Below are 18,596 nucleotides of genomic sequence, written 5' to 3'. Positions count from 1 at the left end.
ATCAGACGTATTTGCAGTTGTATGGCGCTCGGCTATCACGCTTTCCATGTCAGCGCGTGCACCCGTGAACTGAGTTCGTTCAAGCTGAAGGGTTTGGTCAGTACACGCGTGGTCGCATCGACCGCTACCAGATTGGAACCGCCGGCGAAACCGGTAACAAACAGCACTTTGAGCTGGGGGTATTTCAACCTCAGTTGAGCCGCCAGACCAATGCCGTTCATCATTCCGGGCAACCCGATATCGCTCAGCAGCAAATCCAGGTGTTCGAGTTTTTCAGCCTGTTTTATCGCGGAAATACTGTCCACCGCTTCCACGACACGGTAACCGCTTTCCGTTAAAAGCTCCGCAACCATTTGCCGTACACCCGCTTCGTCGTCCACCAGCAAAATGGTTTCGTCGTGGCCGGACAGGTCGGTTTCATGCCCGGCGTCCGAGTGAGGTTTGCTTTCATCGGGTTGTGAATTGTCGACGGGGAAATACATGGTCACGGTTGTGCCGATACCGAGGCTGCTATGAACCCGCACTTGCCCGCCTGATTGCTGGGTGAAGCCGTAAATCATCGACAGGCCCAGTCCCGTGCCTTCGCCGATTTTCTTGGTGGTGAAAAACGGGTCGAAGATGCGCGGCAAGATGTCAGGGCTGATGCCGGTGCCGGAATCCGTCACGGACAGGCTGACATACAAACCCGATGGCAACGCTTTTTCAGAAGATGACGCTTGATCAATGACACACCGGTCGACCTGAAGGTCCAGGGTGCCGCCGTTGGGCATGGCGTCTCGTGCATTGATCGCGAGGTTGAGCAGCGCGTTTTCCAATTGATTAAGGTCACATTTGATCCGATCGTTGGCCTTGAATGAACACTGCACCGCAATGCTGGGTCCGACCGAACGGCGGATGATTTCCTCAAGATCGGCGACCACTTTGCGCGGTTCGAGCAGCTCGGGTTCGAGAGATTGTTGCCTGGAAAACGTCAGCAGACGCTGGGTCAATGCCGCCGCGCGCGAGGCGGAGGTCATGGCCACGGCGTTGTATCGGGACAATTCGGTGAAACGTCCTGCGTCGATGCGGCGTTGCATCAATTCAAGGCTGCCCATGATGCCGGCCAGCAGATTGTTGAAGTCATGGGCTATTCCACCGGTGAGCTGGCCGACGGCTTCCATTTTCTGGCTTTGGCGAAGCTTGGATTCAGTCATAGCGCGTTCGTACTGCTCGGTTTCCAGCTGTTGGGTACGTTGCGCGATGCGGTCTTCGAGCAAGTCATTCCAATCGCGCAATGCGCTCTCCAATTGCACCCGCTCGTCGATATCTTCAATCGTGCCGTACCACTGTTCACACCGTCCGGCCGCGTCAAGGCTGCAAAAGGCGCGAACTCTGAACCAGCGGTGATCAGCGGTGTGTTTTCGAAGGCGGATTTGCGAGTCGAAGGGCTGCAATGTGATCAGCGATTGATCCCAGAGCGAGATTAAGGAAGCCCGGTCTTGCGGGTGAACGGCATTGGCCCATTGGCGACTCAACGTTTGTTCGGGTGTCAGGCCGGTGTATTCGTACCAGCGTTGATCGATGGACGTCAGGTCGCCGCTGGTGTCTGCCGTCCATGGCCACAACGGATTCAACTCAGCGGCGATTCGATAATGCCTTTCGCTGTCGCGCAGTTTTTTTTCTGTCAGGCGTATGGCTTGCAAAGCATTGGAGCGCTTCAAAACGGCGCCAAGCAAGTTGCTGTAGCCACGTAGAAAATCGATATCGCTTTGGGTGAATTGCCTTGGGGTCCGGCTATCCACCTCGAAAATCCCGAAGGGCCGCTCTTCCTCGGCGCCAGGCACCAGCACATTGACGAAGGCTTTTACGCCGTTCCTGGTCTGGAAGTCGTGATAGCGGAAGCGGGTCTCGGTTGAAATGTCCGTTGAAATCACCGGGCTATTGGTGTCCAGCGAGTACCACTCGGGGCTACCTTGCACGGCCTGAACTCGCACCTGGCCAACCACATCCGGCGTCCAGCCTACGCCGTTGCGTACCAGAAACGTGACGCCGTCTTCCAGCAACAGCATGAATTTGGCGATGTGGGTTTCAAGGGCATCGCCAACCAGGCGACAAGCCTCATCCAGGATGTGCTCCAGGTCATCCGACGCCAACGCCAACTCGCCGAACTGGGCAAGGACCTTGCGTTGGCGCAGCAGCGTTTGCTCGATCGTCATGGCTTCACCCCTGCGGTTTTAATATCCGAGGGTTGGGTGATGGCCAGGTTCAATTAATGTGATAGAGGGGTAGGGGGGGCTGCGAGTTTGAGGGTGAAGCCGCTCGTTAGCCAGTAATCGGGTTAGAGTGTTCATCAATCTCTGAATATCAATCGTAAAGTGAAGAATGAATCGTCCGCTATTTGTTTCTCTGGATGGCCCCAAGGGAGCCGGCAAAACCACGCTGTTGGAAGCCATTACGAAAGTATTGAGGGCAGACAACAGAATGGTGATCCGCCTTAGCGAGAGTAAAAGCGATCCCTACAGGGGTGAAACCATGGCCCTCGTTAACCAACTCGTCAGAAACCCCAGCAGGGATTTGGAATTGAGGGTTTGTGAGCGCTTTGCTGACAGCCGCGCCTGGATTTCCCGGCACGTGCTGACTAAACAGCCGTCAGGCAGCATCATCTTGATCGATCGCTGGTATCCGTCTGAAGCCGCGTTTCGCCGGATAGTCCCGTTTGCAGAGATTCTGCAGTTGAACATTGATCGAAGCGTGCGAGTGCCAGACCTGCATGTCGGGGTTGTCACCGACCCTGAAATCTCATGGGCGAGGGCCGCGGCACGATCCCGAGGGCTGAGCAGCACGGTGATGCATAAACTGGAAGAACATGTCGCTTGTACCGAGGCGTTCGAGCAAGCGATTGCAGATCACGGCTGGGTTTTGTGCCGTAATGAAGGAACGATCGAAGACGCTACGACGCAGGTGGTTTCTGAGATCTACAACGTCCTTCGACACCCTCGCGGCGCCGGCCTTGATGCGGTTGATCCAGCCATAGATAGGTAGAACCCATTCAATTCGCTCGCTGATTTTGAGCTTCCGGATCATTGATCGTCGCAACAATTTGCAGGCTATCCCATATCCCCATCACCTGAGTCACCGCCGCATCCAGCGTGGCATGTGAAAGGCCATCGCGAGCCAGTGTCGACAAGCCCAAGAGAAAACTGTCGAACACGGTAGCGAGCGTTTCCGGTATCACCGTCTCGGGCAATTCCCCTGCGGCAATGGCGCGCTGGATGCAGGTAACGATACCCGCACGGTTCAGGTTCCTCGCCCGTGCGAGAGGCTCGGAGATGGCTTTACTTTCGTCCGAGCAAGCACTCATCAGGCCTAGCGCCACCAGACACCCTTTAGGATGATCGGGTTCGCACTGCATTTTCGCGGAGCGGCGCAGGGTGAGTTCAATCGCCTCCCTGGGCGCCAGGGTCGTATCAAATAGACTATCCGTGACCCGGCCGTGGGTGGCGAGGTAGCGCTCTATTACCTCATTGAACAAGGCCTGTTTCGAGCCAAAAGCGGCGTAAAAGCTAGGTGCGGTAATGCCACCTCCGATTTTCGACTTGAGCTGGTTGAGCGATGTCGCATCGTACCCATGCTCCCAAAACAAATGCAGTGCCTGATTGATTGCCACATCACGATCAAATGTGCGCGGACGTCCCATCTGTGCCATGTCGGATCTCCTCCAGAATTACTTAAATACTAATCGATATATAAGTCGTTGACTAGGCGACGGCACACCCTCATATTGTATCGATCGGTATATATGTGAGGTGGCAAATGACTACAGATGAGCGACAGAGCGAAAAACTTCCGCTGGGAGCATTACTTGCCCTGGCCATGACGGGTTTTATTTGCATCGTCACCGAGACCTTGCCAGCGGGCTTGCTGCCCGAAATTGGCAGTGGCCTGGGTGTCTCTGCGTCTCTGGCCGGACAGATGGTGACTGTCTATGCGTTGGGGTCGTTGCTGGCAGCAATCCCGCTGACCATTGCCACACAAAGCTGGCGCCGCAGGACGGTGCTGCTGGTGACGATTGTCGGCTTTCTGGTATTCAACTCCCTCACGGCGCTGTCTTCCGATTACTGGCTGACGCTGATCGCACGGTTTTTCGCCGGGGTTTCAGCGGGGCTGGCCTGGAGCCTGATCGCAGGCTATGCACGGCGCATGGTCGCCCCTCATTTGCAGGGGCGCGCATTGGCGGTGGCGATGGTGGGTACGCCCATCGCGTTGTCGTTGGGTGTGCCTTTGGGAACCTGGCTGGGCGGTTTCATGGGCTGGCGCATGGCTTTTGGATTGATGTCCGGCATGACCCTGGTATTGATCGTCTGGGTGCTGATCAAAGTGCCGGATTACCCAGGCCAATCCTCCTCACAGCGCATGCCGTTACGTCAGGTGTTTGTCACCCCGGGCGTGCGCTCGGTATTGGCTGTCGTGTTCACCTGGATGCTGGCCCACAACATTCTTTACACCTATGTCGCGCCCTTCGTTTCCAAGGCTGGGCTCAACAGTGACGTCGATTTGGTCTTGCTCACCTTTGGTGTCGCGGCGCTGGCCAGCATCTGGCTTACGGGGCGACTGGTTGACCGTCACCTGCGAACAACCATTCTGGCCAGCCTTGCAACATTCGCAGCGGTTTCGATTTTCCTCGGCGTGTTCTCAGGCTCCGCCACGGCCATTTATGTGGGTGTCTTCATTTGGGGGCTGACCTTTGGTGGCGCGGCCACCCTGCTGCAAACAGCACTCGCCGACGCTGCAGGCAAGGGCTCTGACGTAGCGCTCTCCATGAACGTAGTGGTCTGGAACAGTGCCATTGCCGGCGGTGGACTGCTGGGTGGCGTGTTACTCGGCCAATGGGGAACGAGTGCATTTCCTGGCGTGTTGCTGGCGTTGCTATTGATCAGCCTGGCCATTGCATTTCGGGCACGGGCGCATGGTTTTCCGCAAGGTCAACGTCATTCCACCCAGGCGATCCACGGTCATTGATCGGGGAATAGCACGCCTGCGCATGGTCGTCATTTTCAGTCATAACTCGATGGAGAAATAAAATGAATAAGCGCGTTAGATTGGCCCTCGCCGCCGTCGCATTCACCCTGGCTTTGCCAGGCGTGGCTCAAGCGGCAGAGTTTCCTGTTCCAGCGGGATTCAAGAGTGAATTCAAAACCATAGACGGCATCAAGCTCCACTATGTGAAGGGCGGTTCCGGGCCTTTGGTTTACCTGGTCCACGGATTTGGTCAAGCCTGGTATGAGTGGCACAGCTTGATGCCCGAACTTGCGAAGACTCACACCGTCGTTGCGGTGGATTTACCGGGCCTGGGCGAGTCGGAGCCGCCCAAGACCGGTTACACCGGCACTGATGTCTCGAAATACCTGTTCGCCCTCGCCACACAGCTAAGCGGCAACCAGCCGTTTGACTTGGTTGCGCATGACATCGGTATCTGGAACACCTATCCCATGGCAGTCACCCACCAAAGCCAGATAAGAAAACTGGTGTACATGGAGGCACCGATTCCCGACAAGCGCATTTACGATTTCCCGGCATTCTCACCACAGGGTGAGTCGCTGGTCTGGCATTTCAGCTTCTTTGCCGCTGGCAACCAATTGGCCGAAAAGTTGATTACTGGGCACGAAAAGTTGTTTCTCTCGCACTTCATCAAAGAACACGCTACCAACAAGGAGGCCTTTACGCCTGAACTGCTTGATCTTTACGCCAAGTCATACGCCAAGCCCCATACGCTGAACGCGTCGTTCGAATACTACCGAGCGCTTAACCAATCGGTCACTGAAAACGTCGAGCTGGCAAAGACTCCCCTGAACATGCCTGTGCTGGCCATCGGCGGTGGAGGGCACGGCGGAATGGGGCAATTCCAAGTGGATCAGATGAAAGAGTACGCGACCAATGTTGAAGGCCAAGTCTTGCCCAATTGTGGGCACTGGTTGCCGGAGGAGTGCTCCGCTGAATTGAATCCTCTGGTGGTCAAATTCTTGAATAACTGACGGATGCTCTTGATGAGTAAGGTGAGCCCTTCGAGGGCCACCTTGATTCGGTGCACTCTCATTGCCTTGAGTGGTCGCGTACTACTCTGAACCCAAGAGTTTTTTAACTTCTGCAATGATCAAGTCGATGTTGAATGGCTTTGCCAATACAACATCAAACAAATCCGATCTCTGCATACCGATATGTGCCTGAGCACCGCTCATCAGGATGATCGGCAAATGATTAGCGCAAGGAAGGGCTCGGACGGCTGTGGCGAATTCCAGGCCGTCCATGACCGGCATCATAAAGTCGGTAATGATCAAGGCTGGCCGTTCTCTATCCAGCACCTCAAGTCCTTTTCGACCATTGCTGGCCGTCACCACCATGAACCCCTCATCCTCCAGCGCGAAGCTGAGGATGTCAGCGATCAAATACTCGTCGTCGACGACCAGGATGGTGGTCATGTTAATTCAACCCACTCAAAAGCCTAAGAAATTGAACCGGGAGATCACTCAGTGGGAACTGATGGCTCATGTCTTGAAGCCTTTTTCAGGAAAACATCTTGATCACGGATGACGACCTCAAATCGCGAAGGGTCGTAAGAGCTATCTCGTACTTTAAGAATGGAAAGCGTCCTGCTTAGTTCAGAGTCATTCTCAGAGAATCGCATCAGCATCAGGTTGTCGACGATGCTGGACAGGTCAGAGTTTGGTGCGCTGACCTCGGAGCCAAATAGATCGCGCATTTCCCAGGAGGCAAATACCGTAACGCCCCTGGATCGCAGCTCGTTCATCAAAGCACTGAAAAAATCAGTAATCCGTGCGGGATTTGTCGAGACTCGCGTCATACCACTAAGGCTATCGATGAACAGGCGCTTGATGCCCTTTGCTTCAACGATACTCAGCAGGCGTGCGCCCAGTCCATCCAGCAGGCCTTCAGTAGTAGGCTGCCAGGCAATGGTCAACGCGCCGCTGTCTTCCATACGTTTGATATCGATACCCAGTGATTGGCCTTTGAGTCGCAACCGCTGGGGACTTTCGTAGAAGCCAAAATGCAGACCCGGAGCTTCCACAGTCGACTCGGCCAGAAATTTGAGGCCAAGTGTTGTTTTACCAATGCCTGAGGGGCCGATGACCAGAGACACACTGGAACTGTAAAGGCCTCCGCCTAATATGCCGTCCAGTGATCCAATGCCACTGGCAATACGCGTCATGTCGGCGCTGTCGGGGGAAGATGGGTGGCTGTAGAGACTTTCGAGACGAGGGTAAACCACCAATCCCTTATCCGTTATTTCACACTCATGAAGCCCGGTCATGGCTCCACTGCCGCGAGTTTTACGCAGTTGAATACGACGCACTGAGCGAGTGCCATATAGCTCTTCGCCCATTTCAATCACGCCATCAACCATGGTGTGCTCAGGACTGCCGTCGTCGAGCCGGGAACTGGTCAGGAACAGCACCGTGCAGCCAGCGAAAGCGGCGTGCCCTTGTAACTCCGAGATGAACTTCTTGGTATCGATGGGTGAATCAGCTTTTGAGCGCGCATTGAGCAAACCGTCCACCACCATAACCGTGGCTTTCTGACGGCTTATCTCGCGCCGGAGCAGTTTGACTACTTCATCCAAACCTTCGTTTTCCAAAGTGTCAAATGCGCTGACAAACTGGATTTCGGCACCGACTTTGGAGGAATCGAAAAAGCTCAGGGTAGAAAGGAACTGAAAAAGACGATCGTGTGACTCGGCCAGCAGCGTAGCGACCAGAACCCGGCCTCCATTGTTCGCATGATGGAACCCAAGCTGGTTGGCGAGGATCGTTTTTCCAGACCCCGGTCGCCCTTGGATAATGTACGAAGCGCCTGCTACCAGCCCTCCCTTGAGCAGCGCGTCGAGCCCTTCGATTCCACTTTGGAGGCGTTCTAGCTTTTCCACAATGCGACCCTGATCTGAAAAAACAGGCTGTTTAAGCCGAGTGAATGGAATGCTAACGCCATTTTCACTTTGGAGCTATTCAGCCAGCTAGAGAAAAGTTAGGTACGCCTCCATAAAAGGGCCCCGACGTGCTGATCGGCGCAGGAATGGGGAGGGTTGTGTGGGGGGTGGCAACAGCGGTGAAGTCTGCTGCCCCCCACAAATGCCACGTTGTTCAAACGCGGCTTACTGCGTTGATTCAGACAGGTTTCAGCAGCGCATCAGCTGTAATTACTTGCCGAAACAACTGAAGATTCAGGCTTCTTCGAGCGGGTCAATTGATAAGCAATTGCCAGCCACACGAACCATCCAGGCATGACCATCAGGGCGATACGAGTGTCAGGTCTCAACCCTAGCAAGCAAAGAACAAAGCCCAGGAATGCCAGAGAAAACCAGGCCATCGGAACGCCGCCAGGCATCTTGAAAGCAGATTTTGCGTGCAGGTCAGGCCGCTTTTTACGATAGCCAATGTAAGACGCAAGGATGGTCGACCAAGTGAAAATCACCAGGATCGCCGACACTGTAGAGACGATGGTAAACGCCGTCATGACTTCGGGAACGATAAACAGCACCAGTACGCCAATCAGCATCAACAGTGTGGTGAAAGCCAGGCTTAGAAGAGGCACGCTGTTGCTCGATAACCGCCGGAAAATCCTCGGAGCGTTGTTGTGGTTAGCCAGCCCAAACAGCATACGGCTGGAAGAAAAGACGCCACTATTGGCTGATGAGGCGGCGGATGTCAGCACTACAAAGTTGACGATGCCGGCTGCTGCGGGAAACCCTGCAACCAGGAACAGTTCGACAAAAGGGCTCTTGATCGGTGAAACCTGGTGCCAGGAAGTCACGGCAATAATGCAGGTCAGTGCTAGTACGTAGAACAGGATAATGCGCAGCGGAATGGAGTTGATGGCTTTAGGCAGCGTCTTCTCGGGGGAGCGGGTTTCCGCCGCCGCTGTGCCGATTAGTTCGGTGCCGGCGAACGAGAAGATCGCCATCTGAAAACCGGCGAAGAAGCCGAACAAGCCGTTAGGGAATGCAGCCTGTTTATCCACCAGGTTATTCAAGGATGCAGTGACACCGCTAGGGGAGACGAAAGACGTTGCAATCAGCACCATGCTGACGCCTATCAGGGTCACAACAGCAATGATCTTGATGATCGCGAACCAGAACTCCACCTCACCGAAAAGTCTGACAGTCAGTACGTTTAACGCGAACAGTGTTGCGAGCATTCCGATAGCGGGAATCCATGCGGGCACATACGCAAACCAGTACTGAAAGAAACCGCCGACCACGACTGCATCGCCTATCACAGCAACGCTCCAGCTCAGCCAGTAGGACCAGCCGAGAAAAAAAGCCGCCCTTGGGCCCAGATAGGCGCCTGCAAAATCCGCAAACGTTTTGAAGTTCAGATTGGAAAGCAGCATTTCGCCCATGGCACGCATGACGAAAAATACGAACAGTCCGATGATCATATAGATGAGGATGATCGAAGTTCCGGAGAGGGCGATGATCTTCCCGGAGCCCATGAATAGACCTGTCCCGATGGCTCCTCCCATGGCCATCAACTGGATGTGACGATTACTGAGGGTGCGCTGCAGCGCGGGCTGTTCAACCAGCCCCGATGGGTTCGATTTCATTTCAAAACCTCTTGATTTTATGTTTTTGAGTTTTGGCAGAAAAATGGCTGTCTATCTGTCTAGTTAGGGATGCAACGGCTAGGGACGGTAGCTGGCAGGGTTTCGCGTTGATCAACTGACCGTGCGCAGACGCGAGGGGACAACTGGCTGCTGATCAAGCAACTGGTAGAGGTTTTTTATGTTGGCCGGCGTCGGCACCAGGTGGATGCGTTCGCCAATGCCGTGCTCGCGCGCAAGGTCGTGCAAGTAGCGCAGTGAAGAAAAGTCTTCCAGCGCAAAGCCCACCGAATCGAACACAGTGACTTGCGCATTGCTCTCGCGGCCCGGCACTTCGCCCAGCACAATCCGGAAAAATTCGACGACGGGGGAATCAGCTTCCAGTTGCTGAATGTCGCCTTCAATCCGTGTTTGCGGTTCAAACTCGACGATGACCCGAGCGTTGCGCAGGATGTCGGCGTGCAGTTCGGTTTTCCCCGGGCAGTCACCGCCGACGGCATTGATGTGCATTCCGGGCTCGATCATCTCTGGCGTCAGAATCGTTGCGTAGGCTTTGTCGGCGGTGACTGTGGTCACGATATGCGCGCCCTTGACCGCTTCTTTGACAGAGCCGGCCACAATCACTTTGATCTCCGGGAATGCCGCCAGGTTGTGCTTCAACTTGAGTGAAGCGTCGGGATCGATATCGAAGATACGGATTTCGTTGATGCCCAACATTTCATGAAAAGCGAGGGCCTGAAATTCACTTTGGGCACCATTGCCGATGATTGCCATTGAGGTTGAGCCTGGTCGTGCGAGAGCTCGCGCAACCAATGCGGAAGTTGCAGCGGTGCGCACCGCTGTGGTCAATGTCAGTTCGCTCAGCAGGTTTGGATAACCACTGTGAACATCGGCCAGAACACCGAAAGCCATGACCGTCAGCAAGTCCTGCTGACCATTGTCCGGGTGGCCATTCACGTATTTGAACGAATACTGTTGGCCATCATCGGTGGGCATTAACTCGATCACACCGTCTGCGGAGTGATTGGCGGTGCGCGGCGATTTATCGAACTGCGCCCAGCGTGAATAGTCAGCTTCGATGTAGGCCGCCATTTCGCGGATTGCCCGGCGGATGCCTACCAGGGTGAATAGGCGTGCAGCATCATCGACATCAATAAAAAGAGTCATGTTTTATATTCTCCGATCCAGTCATTGGAACGCTGTAGGGCAGGGGGATGACTCAGGTGCGTTTGCTCTCGAAACCATGCAGCACGTTGACCGCATTGATCCCGATTTCATCGACCATGTAGCCGCCTTCCATCACGAACAGGGTGGGGCAGCCAACGCTCGCGATCAGCTCACCGATCCCGATGAAATCTTCGCTTTCGAGCAGGAAGTGGCTGATGGGGTCGTCCTTGAAGGTGTCGACGCCCAGTGAAATAACCAGGACTTCAGGGGCAAATTGCTGGAGTTTCTTGCAGGCGTGGAGCAGGGCGTTGCGGTAGCTTTCCCAAGTGGTGTTTTTCGGCAGTGGGTAGTTGAGGTTGTAACCTTCGCCGTGGCCGGCGCCGACTTCGTGGCTGAAACCTGAGTAGTACGGATAGGACACCGCCGGTTCACCGTGCAGCGAGACAAACATGACGTCACTGCGCTCGTAGAAAATGTTCTGGGTGCCGTTGCCATGGTGAAAGTCGACATCCAGAACCGCGACGCGCTTGGCGCCTTGGGTAATGGCCTGCTGTGCAGCAATTGCGGCGTTGTTGAGATAGCAGTAGCCGCCCATGTATTCGCGCGCCGCGTGATGGCCCGGCGGACGACAAAGGGCAAAGGCACTGTCGTGACCTTCATCGATCAGTGCCAGGCCAGTGAGGGCGATGTCCGCACTGGTTTTTACTGCTTGCCAAGTGGTGGCGGTAATCGGGGAGCCAGCGTCCATGGCGTAGAAACCGAGCTTGCCGTCGATGAAAGCAGGGACTTGGTCGTTGGCCAGGTCGCGCACTGGCCATACCAGCGGCAGGGCATCGTGGGTACGGCCGGTTGCGCACCATTCTGTCCAGGCGCTTTCCAGAAAACTGACGTAGCGCTCGCTGTGCGCGTTGACGTAGCACGACCGGTCAAATTCCCGCGGCTCGATGATCTGGCCAAGGCCGACCTGCTTGACGCGGTTATGGACTGTATCGGCCCGGCTGGGCTGTTCAAACGACGGCTTGAGCACGCCGTCTTTCAATTCGGTGCCGTGGTGCAAACGGTGGGAATCACTGAAAACTGTAAACATTCTGCGCATCCGTTAATGTGAGCCAGTGCAAATATTCTGTTCTGGCTTGGGTGCGCTTTCTTTGCTTTGTTTTCGTGGCTTGCTAGATTATTCGGGCTTTTTTACTCAGGATTGGCGTAATGCAGAAAAAATCGTCCAAACGTATCAGTCTCGATGAGACTGACCTCGCGATACTCACGTTGCTGCAAGAGGATGCGAGCATTTCCAACGCCGAGCTCAGCGAGCGCCTGTCGTTAAGCCTTACGCCTTGCTGGCGGCGGCGCAAGAGAATGGAGGGGGCGGGCGTCATCAAGGGCTATCAAGCCAACATTGATCGACGCATGCTGGGGCTGGACATAATGGCGTTTGTACACATCCGTTTTTCCACCCATGCCGATCATGCTCCCGACGCCTTTGAGGCGGTGATTGCGCAATTGCCCGAAGTGTTGTCCTGTCACAAGATCACCGGCGATGCCGATTATGTGTTGCAAGTGCTGGCAGAGGATCTTGATAGCTACAGCGACTTTATCGAGCAGGTGCTCAGACGTCAGGTGGGTATTGCCTCCATTCAGTCCAGTCTGGCTTTGCGCGAGGTCAAGACCAGTAGCCGTATTGCGATACCCAAATCGATTCAGTCTTTGTGAGATTCTTCATTTCCTTGTCACGGAATTTGATTCCCAGCAGTTGCAAGAGATAGCCAGCAACGAGTTGTCCAATGTCACTTATCTCCGGCCATCCAGTAACCCTCTGAAACCCAACAGCTTCCAAAAAAAGTTGCACAAACTTACGGCAGTTTGACTCAAAAAAACGGAGATATCTGAAAGTATGTCTATATAAATCAATAGGTTATATACCTCCGGTATTTTGGACAACCGGTACTTTCGGCTTCCCACCCTACAGCTATGCTTCTCTTCATACGACGCATCCAACACCTTTTTGCGTCGAGGGACGCAATCATGAGCTACGTAGGCGCTTTCGCAAACTCGGACATGAGCCCTGATCTTCTGGTCATCACCAGCATTCACCGCTTGCCTCGGGAGGCAGTCCGCCTTTGTAGGCTGTCAGACGGCCTTCAGATGACACTGGCCCCGCCGCGTGTTCATGTTCTGTCCAATGGAATTGAAACCTTCGAGGAACATGTTATGGCGGAAGTCAAAAAAGCTCTGAAGCTTAATGCGTCGTTATCGTTGGAAAAATTGCCCCAGCGCTTTGGCGAGTATTTCGTACGTTACTTACGCCTGACTTCGGAGGCGCAAGCCAATTACCGAAACAAAGCAATTATGACCTATGTGATTCAACAGGAGTTTAAGCGTTTCTATCACTCCTCGTATTCCATCACCGATTGCTGGAGGCACGTGTGCTGCCGGTGCGATGAATATGACCTTGCTCTTCCAACGCTTGGACTTGTCAGGTCTCGCCTAGAAGGCCTTAACACTGATCTAAGGCAAAAATACCGTGGTATATAGGCAAGATAATCATGGAAATAATGGAATTTCGGATAGGTGAATCCGTATTTAGCACCACCGTGAGTGGGGTTTTTACCGTAATCGGATATGATGTGACACTGGACAGTTATATTGTCCAAGCCTCAGATATGCTGTCACCTCCTTTCAACACGCCGCGTGATAACATATTAAAAATAAACTCTGAACTCACGGATCGTATTCGAAATGAAACGCTTGCCGAAGTTGAGCAACTAGCTCAGGAAGAGAATGAACCTAAACTGGTATCACGTTACACGCCGGAACAGATTCTCCAAGCTAAGGCGCGAGAGATCGTTATCAAACCACTGCATGAAGCTAAGAAGGTAACAAAAGCCGTTAAAATCCAAGCAATGAAACGGTTAGAGATCGGGCAGAGTGTTCTCAATGATCTCTTGGCCAGATACCGGCGATGGCCCAATTGGGAAAGCCTCGTGCCCGGTATATCCGGACGGATGAAGGGGGCGACCCGGTTCGATCAGGATATTGAAGATTTAATCGCAATTGCCGCGAAGGAAGACCATACCGGCCCTGGAGGAACGGTACAAGCTGTAATCAACGGGGTTAGAGGGCGGTGTTTAGCCCAAAATAAAAAGCCGCCGTCTGACGCTACCATCAGGCGCCGGTACAATCAGATTTCAGCACGCGAAGCTTTGGCAAAGGACAAAGGGGTCAAGGCTGCTCGTGATAAGTTTGACACTTTTGATCACGGTTCATCTACCACCCACGCTTTAGAATTGATCCACGCAGACAATAGCCCGCTTGATTGCCACGCAATTGACCCGGTGACTGGGAAGTGGCTAGGTAGACCAAATCTAACAATCATTGTCGATGATCATACAAGCTCTTATTTGGGATTTGCTCTAACGTTTCGATACCCTTCAAGGAATACCTTGGCGGATGCGATGTTTATGGCAGTTAATCCAAAAGATGCGCTGCTCGCCGAATTTGGACTGTCGAGTGCGTTTTTCTGGATACAGTATGGAGCAGCTGAGCGCTATCGAGTGGATGGAGGCGGTGACCTGAACGCTAAAACTGCCCTAGCGGCACTAGCGAAGCACAACATCGCGCCCGAGCCACGGCTGCGTCCGCAAAGTGGAGGTAAAGTTGAGCGAGGTATTGGCAAGATCAATCCTTTGTTCATGCAGCGGTTGCGGGGCGCAATAGCGTCAAATCGGAAAATGGCCCGCGGTGAGGATCCTCAATCGATGGCCGTATACAGTCTCACGGATCTTTTTATACTAATTATCACGCAAATATGCATTTGGCACGAGTGCCCTGGGGATGACGGTAAAACCCCAAATCAAAAGTGGATTAGTAGCTTCGGAATTCACGATGGTGTCGTTAAAATCCCCCGAACTCTGAAAGATCCGCTGCAGTTTTGGATAGATATTCTCCATGAACAGCACGTCAGAGTCAGGCGCGAAGGAATATTAACGCTTGAACTACTTTATGAGGTAGGGCCCTATAAGAACCGAGTGGGCGAGCCCGTCAGGGTAAAACTCGATTATAACAACTTACACCGGGCATGGGTTGAATTTGAGGGTAGGTGGGTAGAAATCAAGCTGAAGAATCCAGATCTAATACCGAAAAGTATGTGGGAATGGAACATACAAAAGAAGACTGGCTTGCCCCCTGGGCAGTTAACGATCGCTGGATTGTTGTCGCTCAATGAGCAGCGAGAACTGATGAAGGGACTTATCACGAAGGGGGAGCGAAGAAGGCTGGAAGAGGCTAATGAACTTCAAAGTCGTGTGATTACCTCTTTATCGCCTCCGGCCGACCAGATATCGAAGGATATCACACCCTCTACTGATGCGAACTCTGCACCACAACAACGGGGCCCAACCCCACCCATGATGGGAGATGATGACTTATGAATCACCTCAGCGAGCGGACTCAAAAGTTGCTAGATTTGCCACGCGAGGAGAGGGCGCTTGCGTGCATGCGAGACGTTTTTCTCTTACATCCTACGGCGATGGCGGCTGAACAAAGTGCTCAACGCCTATTGTCTCTCCCCCGCAGCACCTCCAATCCCGGCATGTCTCTGATCGCACACCCAGGGCTTGGTAAATCTTCGCTGGGCCAACGGTGGCAGAAGCAGAGCTTCCTACCTGACTCGCAGTGGGCCGGGAAGATCATCTACATTGACCTTGTGAAGAATATTGCAAACCTCAACATTACAAAACTGTTCCTAGCTGAGATTGGTATCAGGTTTTACAAACGACCCCTGACCCTTTCCTACTGGGACGTAGCGCTGGCTCAATCGCTGATCAGGGAGCACAACGTTCGCGGTGTATTCATTGATGAGATTCCGCTCGTAGAACAGACCTTGTCTGTGAAACGGATAAATCGCGAATATGGTGCAATTAAGGGGTTCGCTGGCCCGGATTGGCAGTTGAATGTGATTTTGAGTGGGACAGCCGATGGATTCGGTAAAGTCTTCGAGAGTGATAATACGCTGAGCACTCGATTCAGCCTCCGTAAGGCAATGCTTTCCGAATGGAAAGCTGATTATGAAGGTGAGTCCTTCGTCAAAGGTTATCTGTATTACATGCCGCTTAATCAGCCTTCAGTTGTGAACGATAAGCTCATCAGTAATTTGAGGGACAGCGCTATGACGACGGTCATGGTAAATCGGGTTTCCATTTCGTACTGCTCGCGCCGCGCAGTCGTAGAGATCCTGAGAGAGTCGTGCCGAATGGCGGTTGAGAGTGGTCAGGAATACATTAATGCAGACAGCATCTTGAAGGCATGGAACAGCATGCAAGGCATGGACGACGCGCTCAAGCATCTGGCTATCCGGCCGACTCCTCAACAAGACGCTGCTCCTCAGGTTAGGTGATTTCACCGCGTCGACATCAGGGATTTCTGAGGCCTATTTTGAGCTTGAATCCACGGGCTTAGTGACCCATCAGGATGACAGTGCCCCAGCAGAACTGGATATTCAGTACCGCCCCTAGCGAAACCCTGAAAAAGGAGTGCAGCTTTGATCGGACATGACAGTCATGAGTTTTGGTCTGATATTTCGGGTAATCAATCTGCCCTGGACGACTGCCTACAGTTCCTGACCTGTCGCGCTGATCTGACATCCCGGGTTCAAAGGGAAGTAATGCTCGTCATAGGCGACTCCGGTTGCGGCGCTACAGCGCTCGCCAGGCAGCTTGACCTTAGACTCCGAGCTGAAGGTCAACGAGTTCTTATCATGGACAAGGTGGCTGTCCTGGATCCTGATAGCTTCAAATTCAATCTGGACGCAGCCCTTCAGATTCCGCCCAACCTCAGCAAAAGGGCCGGATCCACGTCCTCGAGCCTTGAGTCCTTACAGGTTGGCGTATTAGAAGCCCGGAACTATGAGTCTTTCATTGTTCCTGACTTAGGGATCTACGGTAATGATCAGATCGCCGATTTGGCTAACACGGCGACGATGGTCAAATTGATCCTGGCAAGTCCTGAAGCGGGGTTCGTCTTCTTCGGTGTTCCTGGCACGTTTAAATGGATGACTGTTGCCTTGAAAGAAGCATTTATAGGGTGCAGAACAACCTGGCTGCGTCCCATGCCAGCGGGCTCGGAGTTTGATGATTTCATCAGAAATGTAGCGCTTCACGTCCAGCCACCGTGTCCGCCCGGGGGTCTAGAGCGCCTTAATGCTGATGCAGTGCACGCGCAGTCAAGAGGGTGGGTAGGACGCACGGTCACCACACTGATCCAGCAGATCGTAGACGATTCCTTACCCAAGGCAACAACGGAATACCATCAACCTAATAAGGCACCGGAAACCGGACAGGAGCAGAGGCAAGAGCAGGAGCAGGAGCAGGAATACACGCATCAGCAGTTGCTCATGTGGTCAGACGCCGATCCAGCCACAGTTGCCCCTGATTGGGAGGAAACCGGAGGTGGAACAGGGGACGATCTGCAGGAGCTCGTTATTGCATCAGGGTTAATGCCGACTAAGCTTCGCCATTCAGTTCCTGCGATCGACAACGAGTCCTTCTCTTCGTGGATCGCCAGGCTAAGCCAGACGATGAAACACAGCATCGAATTCCTGCTCGTGGATGAGTTGGTGCACCACTGCAGTAAGGGCGGCACCGACCCGGATATGCAATTCGGCAATCTTGAGTTACTCCAATCGTTGAGCGTGGCTGATCGTCTTTACATCTCTGGACAATTCAAAACCTTCTCAACAGACATGATTCCGTACCCACGGGCACTCAACTATTGCCCTGAGTGCTTCAGGTGCGATCTTGCATCGGGGCTTAGTCCGGCCTGGCGTCTCGAATGGCGCCAGCCGCGCCGGTGTGTCTGCCTACGGCACGATACGCCTGCACTGCTTGAGAGATTCGTTACCCCGGGTTTCACGATCCTGGACAAGGCGTGGAGAGCCTTTGCGGAGTACACGGAAAGCCCGGCATCCAGACTGCCCACCAAATTCCCCCTCCAACACTCTTCTTCCGAACAATCAGAGTTGGACAGTGATCGCCTAGTGGCCTTGGCAGCCCATGTCCAATCGTGGTTTCTTGGATTGAGCGCCACCACCCAGCCTTCAGCTAAAGCGGCAGAATTCCTGCTGGCGTGTTGGCTTCAAGACCTAAACGAGAGTGGTGCGCAAGGCTTTGCAAGATCGTATTTCTTTTTCCGGCTAACAAAGCCGTCATCCGCCAGGAAGCGGCAGCGCGGAGAAGTAGCAGCTGAACTAAACCCCGATACGTCGCGTCCTCGAGATGTAGCAGTCGCCTATTGGATGCTGGGAATAGGATTTGGCGTGATTGATTCAACCGAAGCAGAATTCATACGCACCACCACTCGACCCTATACCATTCCATTCCCAGTAACCCGGAGTGAAGTAGGGGCGGTTGGATTCCTGGCTTTGAGTAGAGGACAGAAATACAGCTACCTCGAGCTGGCAAAATCCACACTCAACGAAAGAGAGTTTGAAAGTATCGCTTGGGCGCTTGATAATCATGTTCGTCCCTATCGTAAACACCCTAAAGACCTGTTGTAGTTACTGCGTACACATCGATTACTCGGTAAGTAAAATCTGCTACGCAGCGCTGCAATTTTCAAAATATGTTCAGCTTAGGAGTCGTAGTAGCTTTAACTGTGTTGATTGTGACAGTCGACGCAGTCTCCCATACTTGTAAATATTTATATTCCGGGCTGATTATTCCCCAACTACTTCAGCTACTTTGGATGCCAACGCCCTATAGGCCGATCGGCGTCGCACACGATTTGATTGCCACGTCTATAGACCTCGCCCGTTCTTGAGCCACCCAGCCACCCAACCACCCAGC

At 53.5% G+C, this 18,596-nt stretch carries 16 protein-coding genes; 9 read left to right on the top strand and 7 right to left on the bottom strand.

Annotation, left to right across the window (positions count from 1 at the left end; translation table 11 throughout):
- Positions 1–35: 35 nt before the first annotated feature.
- A complete protein-coding gene (locus BK665_RS19865; RefSeq protein WP_259699640.1) occupies positions 36–2,132 on the bottom strand; it encodes an ATP-binding protein in 2,097 nt (698 codons plus the stop codon).
- Here BK665_RS19865 and BK665_RS34915 point away from each other — a divergent pair.
- A complete protein-coding gene (locus tag BK665_RS34915) occupies positions 2,061–2,252 on the top strand; it encodes a hypothetical protein (RefSeq protein WP_259699642.1) in 192 nt (63 codons plus the stop codon). The genes BK665_RS19865 and BK665_RS34915 overlap by 72 nt on opposite strands.
- A 109-nt stretch (positions 2,253–2,361) precedes the next feature.
- Complete coding sequence (locus BK665_RS19860; RefSeq protein WP_123408329.1) at positions 2,362–3,021, top strand: dTMP kinase; 660 nt, start codon at positions 2,362–2,364, stop codon at positions 3,019–3,021.
- 7 nt (positions 3,022–3,028) lie between these two features.
- Here the strand turns inward: BK665_RS19860 and BK665_RS19855 are convergent, their stop codons facing one another.
- The gene (locus BK665_RS19855; RefSeq protein WP_123408328.1) at positions 3,029–3,685 is read right to left on the bottom strand and encodes a TetR/AcrR family transcriptional regulator; all 657 of its coding nucleotides are present in this window, start codon (positions 3,683–3,685) and stop codon (positions 3,029–3,031) included.
- A 107-nt stretch (positions 3,686–3,792) separates the two neighbouring features.
- Here BK665_RS19855 and BK665_RS19850 point away from each other — a divergent pair, with 107 nt between their 5' ends.
- Positions 3,793–4,998, top strand: coding sequence for an MFS transporter (locus tag BK665_RS19850; RefSeq protein ID WP_123408327.1), 1,206 nt, complete (start codon positions 3,793–3,795; stop codon positions 4,996–4,998).
- A 62-nt stretch (positions 4,999–5,060) separates the two neighbouring features.
- A complete protein-coding gene (locus BK665_RS19845) occupies positions 5,061–6,011 on the top strand; it encodes an alpha/beta fold hydrolase (protein WP_123408326.1) in 951 nt (316 codons plus the stop codon).
- Positions 6,012–6,092: 81 nt separating this feature from the next.
- Here BK665_RS19845 and BK665_RS19840 read toward each other — a convergent pair whose 3' ends face one another.
- The 5 genes from BK665_RS19840 to BK665_RS19820 form a co-directional block, all read right to left on the bottom strand.
- The gene (locus tag BK665_RS19840) at positions 6,093–6,455 is read right to left on the bottom strand and encodes a response regulator (protein WP_123408325.1); all 363 of its coding nucleotides are present in this window, start codon (positions 6,453–6,455) and stop codon (positions 6,093–6,095) included.
- A gap of 44 nt (positions 6,456–6,499) precedes the next feature.
- Complete coding sequence (locus tag BK665_RS19835) at positions 6,500–7,921, bottom strand: ATPase domain-containing protein (protein WP_185076588.1); 1,422 nt, start codon at positions 7,919–7,921, stop codon at positions 6,500–6,502.
- 257 nt (positions 7,922–8,178) lie between these two features.
- Complete coding sequence (locus tag BK665_RS19830; RefSeq protein WP_123408323.1) at positions 8,179–9,594, bottom strand: amino acid permease; 1,416 nt, start codon at positions 9,592–9,594, stop codon at positions 8,179–8,181.
- Positions 9,595–9,705: 111 nt separating this feature from the next.
- Entirely contained in the window at positions 9,706–10,758 is a 1,053-nt protein-coding gene (gene ocd / locus BK665_RS19825) for an ornithine cyclodeaminase (RefSeq protein ID WP_123408322.1), read from the bottom strand.
- 52 nt (positions 10,759–10,810) lie between these two features.
- The gene (locus BK665_RS19820; protein WP_123408321.1) at positions 10,811–11,845 is read right to left on the bottom strand and encodes a histone deacetylase family protein; all 1,035 of its coding nucleotides are present in this window, start codon (positions 11,843–11,845) and stop codon (positions 10,811–10,813) included.
- Between the two features lie 119 nt (positions 11,846–11,964).
- Here BK665_RS19820 and BK665_RS19815 point away from each other — a divergent pair, with 119 nt between their 5' ends.
- From BK665_RS19815 to BK665_RS19795, 5 genes are all read left to right on the top strand, one after another.
- On the top strand, positions 11,965–12,468 hold the full coding sequence (locus tag BK665_RS19815) for an Lrp/AsnC family transcriptional regulator (RefSeq protein ID WP_123408320.1): 504 nt from the start codon (positions 11,965–11,967) through the stop codon (positions 12,466–12,468).
- Between the two features lie 312 nt (positions 12,469–12,780).
- Entirely contained in the window at positions 12,781–13,290 is a 510-nt protein-coding gene (locus BK665_RS19810; RefSeq protein ID WP_148053243.1) for a hypothetical protein, read from the top strand.
- Between the two features lie 11 nt (positions 13,291–13,301).
- Positions 13,302–15,185 (top strand): TnsB C-terminal domain-containing protein, encoded by a 1,884-nt coding sequence (locus BK665_RS19805; RefSeq protein WP_123408318.1) that lies wholly within the window; start codon positions 13,302–13,304, stop codon positions 15,183–15,185.
- Entirely contained in the window at positions 15,182–16,150 is a 969-nt protein-coding gene (locus BK665_RS19800) for a TniB family NTP-binding protein (protein ID WP_259699632.1), read from the top strand. The genes BK665_RS19805 and BK665_RS19800 overlap by 4 nt, the downstream gene beginning before the upstream one ends.
- A 360-nt stretch (positions 16,151–16,510) precedes the next feature.
- Positions 16,511–18,307: a TniQ family protein gene (locus tag BK665_RS19795; RefSeq protein WP_185076580.1), complete on the top strand. Its 1,797-nt coding sequence runs from the start codon at positions 16,511–16,513 to the stop codon at positions 18,305–18,307.
- Positions 18,308–18,596 lie beyond the last annotated feature (289 nt).

This window comes from Pseudomonas frederiksbergensis (assembly GCF_003732665.1).
GTDB lineage: Bacteria > Pseudomonadota > Gammaproteobacteria > Pseudomonadales > Pseudomonadaceae > Aquipseudomonas > Aquipseudomonas frederiksbergensis_G.
This window is presented reverse-complemented; position numbering and strand designations above follow the sequence as displayed.

Coding starts and splice junctions, on each gene's coding strand:
- BK665_RS19805 (WP_123408318.1), top strand. CDS start 13,302: ATGGAAATAATGGAATTTCGGATAGGTGAATCCGTATTTAGCACCACC.
- BK665_RS19820 (WP_123408321.1), bottom strand. CDS start 11,845: ATGTTTACAGTTTTCAGTGATTCCCACCGTTTGCACCACGGCACCGAA.
- BK665_RS19845 (WP_123408326.1), top strand. CDS start 5,061: ATGAATAAGCGCGTTAGATTGGCCCTCGCCGCCGTCGCATTCACCCTG.
- BK665_RS19830 (WP_123408323.1), bottom strand. CDS start 9,594: ATGAAATCGAACCCATCGGGGCTGGTTGAACAGCCCGCGCTGCAGCGC.
- BK665_RS19860 (WP_123408329.1), top strand. CDS start 2,362: ATGAATCGTCCGCTATTTGTTTCTCTGGATGGCCCCAAGGGAGCCGGC.
- BK665_RS19840 (WP_123408325.1), bottom strand. CDS start 6,455: ATGACCACCATCCTGGTCGTCGACGACGAGTATTTGATCGCTGACATC.
- BK665_RS19795 (WP_185076580.1), top strand. CDS start 16,511: ATGGACAAGGTGGCTGTCCTGGATCCTGATAGCTTCAAATTCAATCTG.
- ocd (WP_123408322.1), bottom strand. CDS start 10,758: ATGACTCTTTTTATTGATGTCGATGATGCTGCACGCCTATTCACCCTG.
- BK665_RS19850 (WP_123408327.1), top strand. CDS start 3,793: ATGACTACAGATGAGCGACAGAGCGAAAAACTTCCGCTGGGAGCATTA.
- BK665_RS19810 (WP_148053243.1), top strand. CDS start 12,781: ATGAGCTACGTAGGCGCTTTCGCAAACTCGGACATGAGCCCTGATCTT.
- BK665_RS19855 (WP_123408328.1), bottom strand. CDS start 3,685: ATGGCACAGATGGGACGTCCGCGCACATTTGATCGTGATGTGGCAATC.
- BK665_RS19815 (WP_123408320.1), top strand. CDS start 11,965: ATGCAGAAAAAATCGTCCAAACGTATCAGTCTCGATGAGACTGACCTC.
- BK665_RS19800 (WP_259699632.1), top strand. CDS start 15,182: ATGAATCACCTCAGCGAGCGGACTCAAAAGTTGCTAGATTTGCCACGC.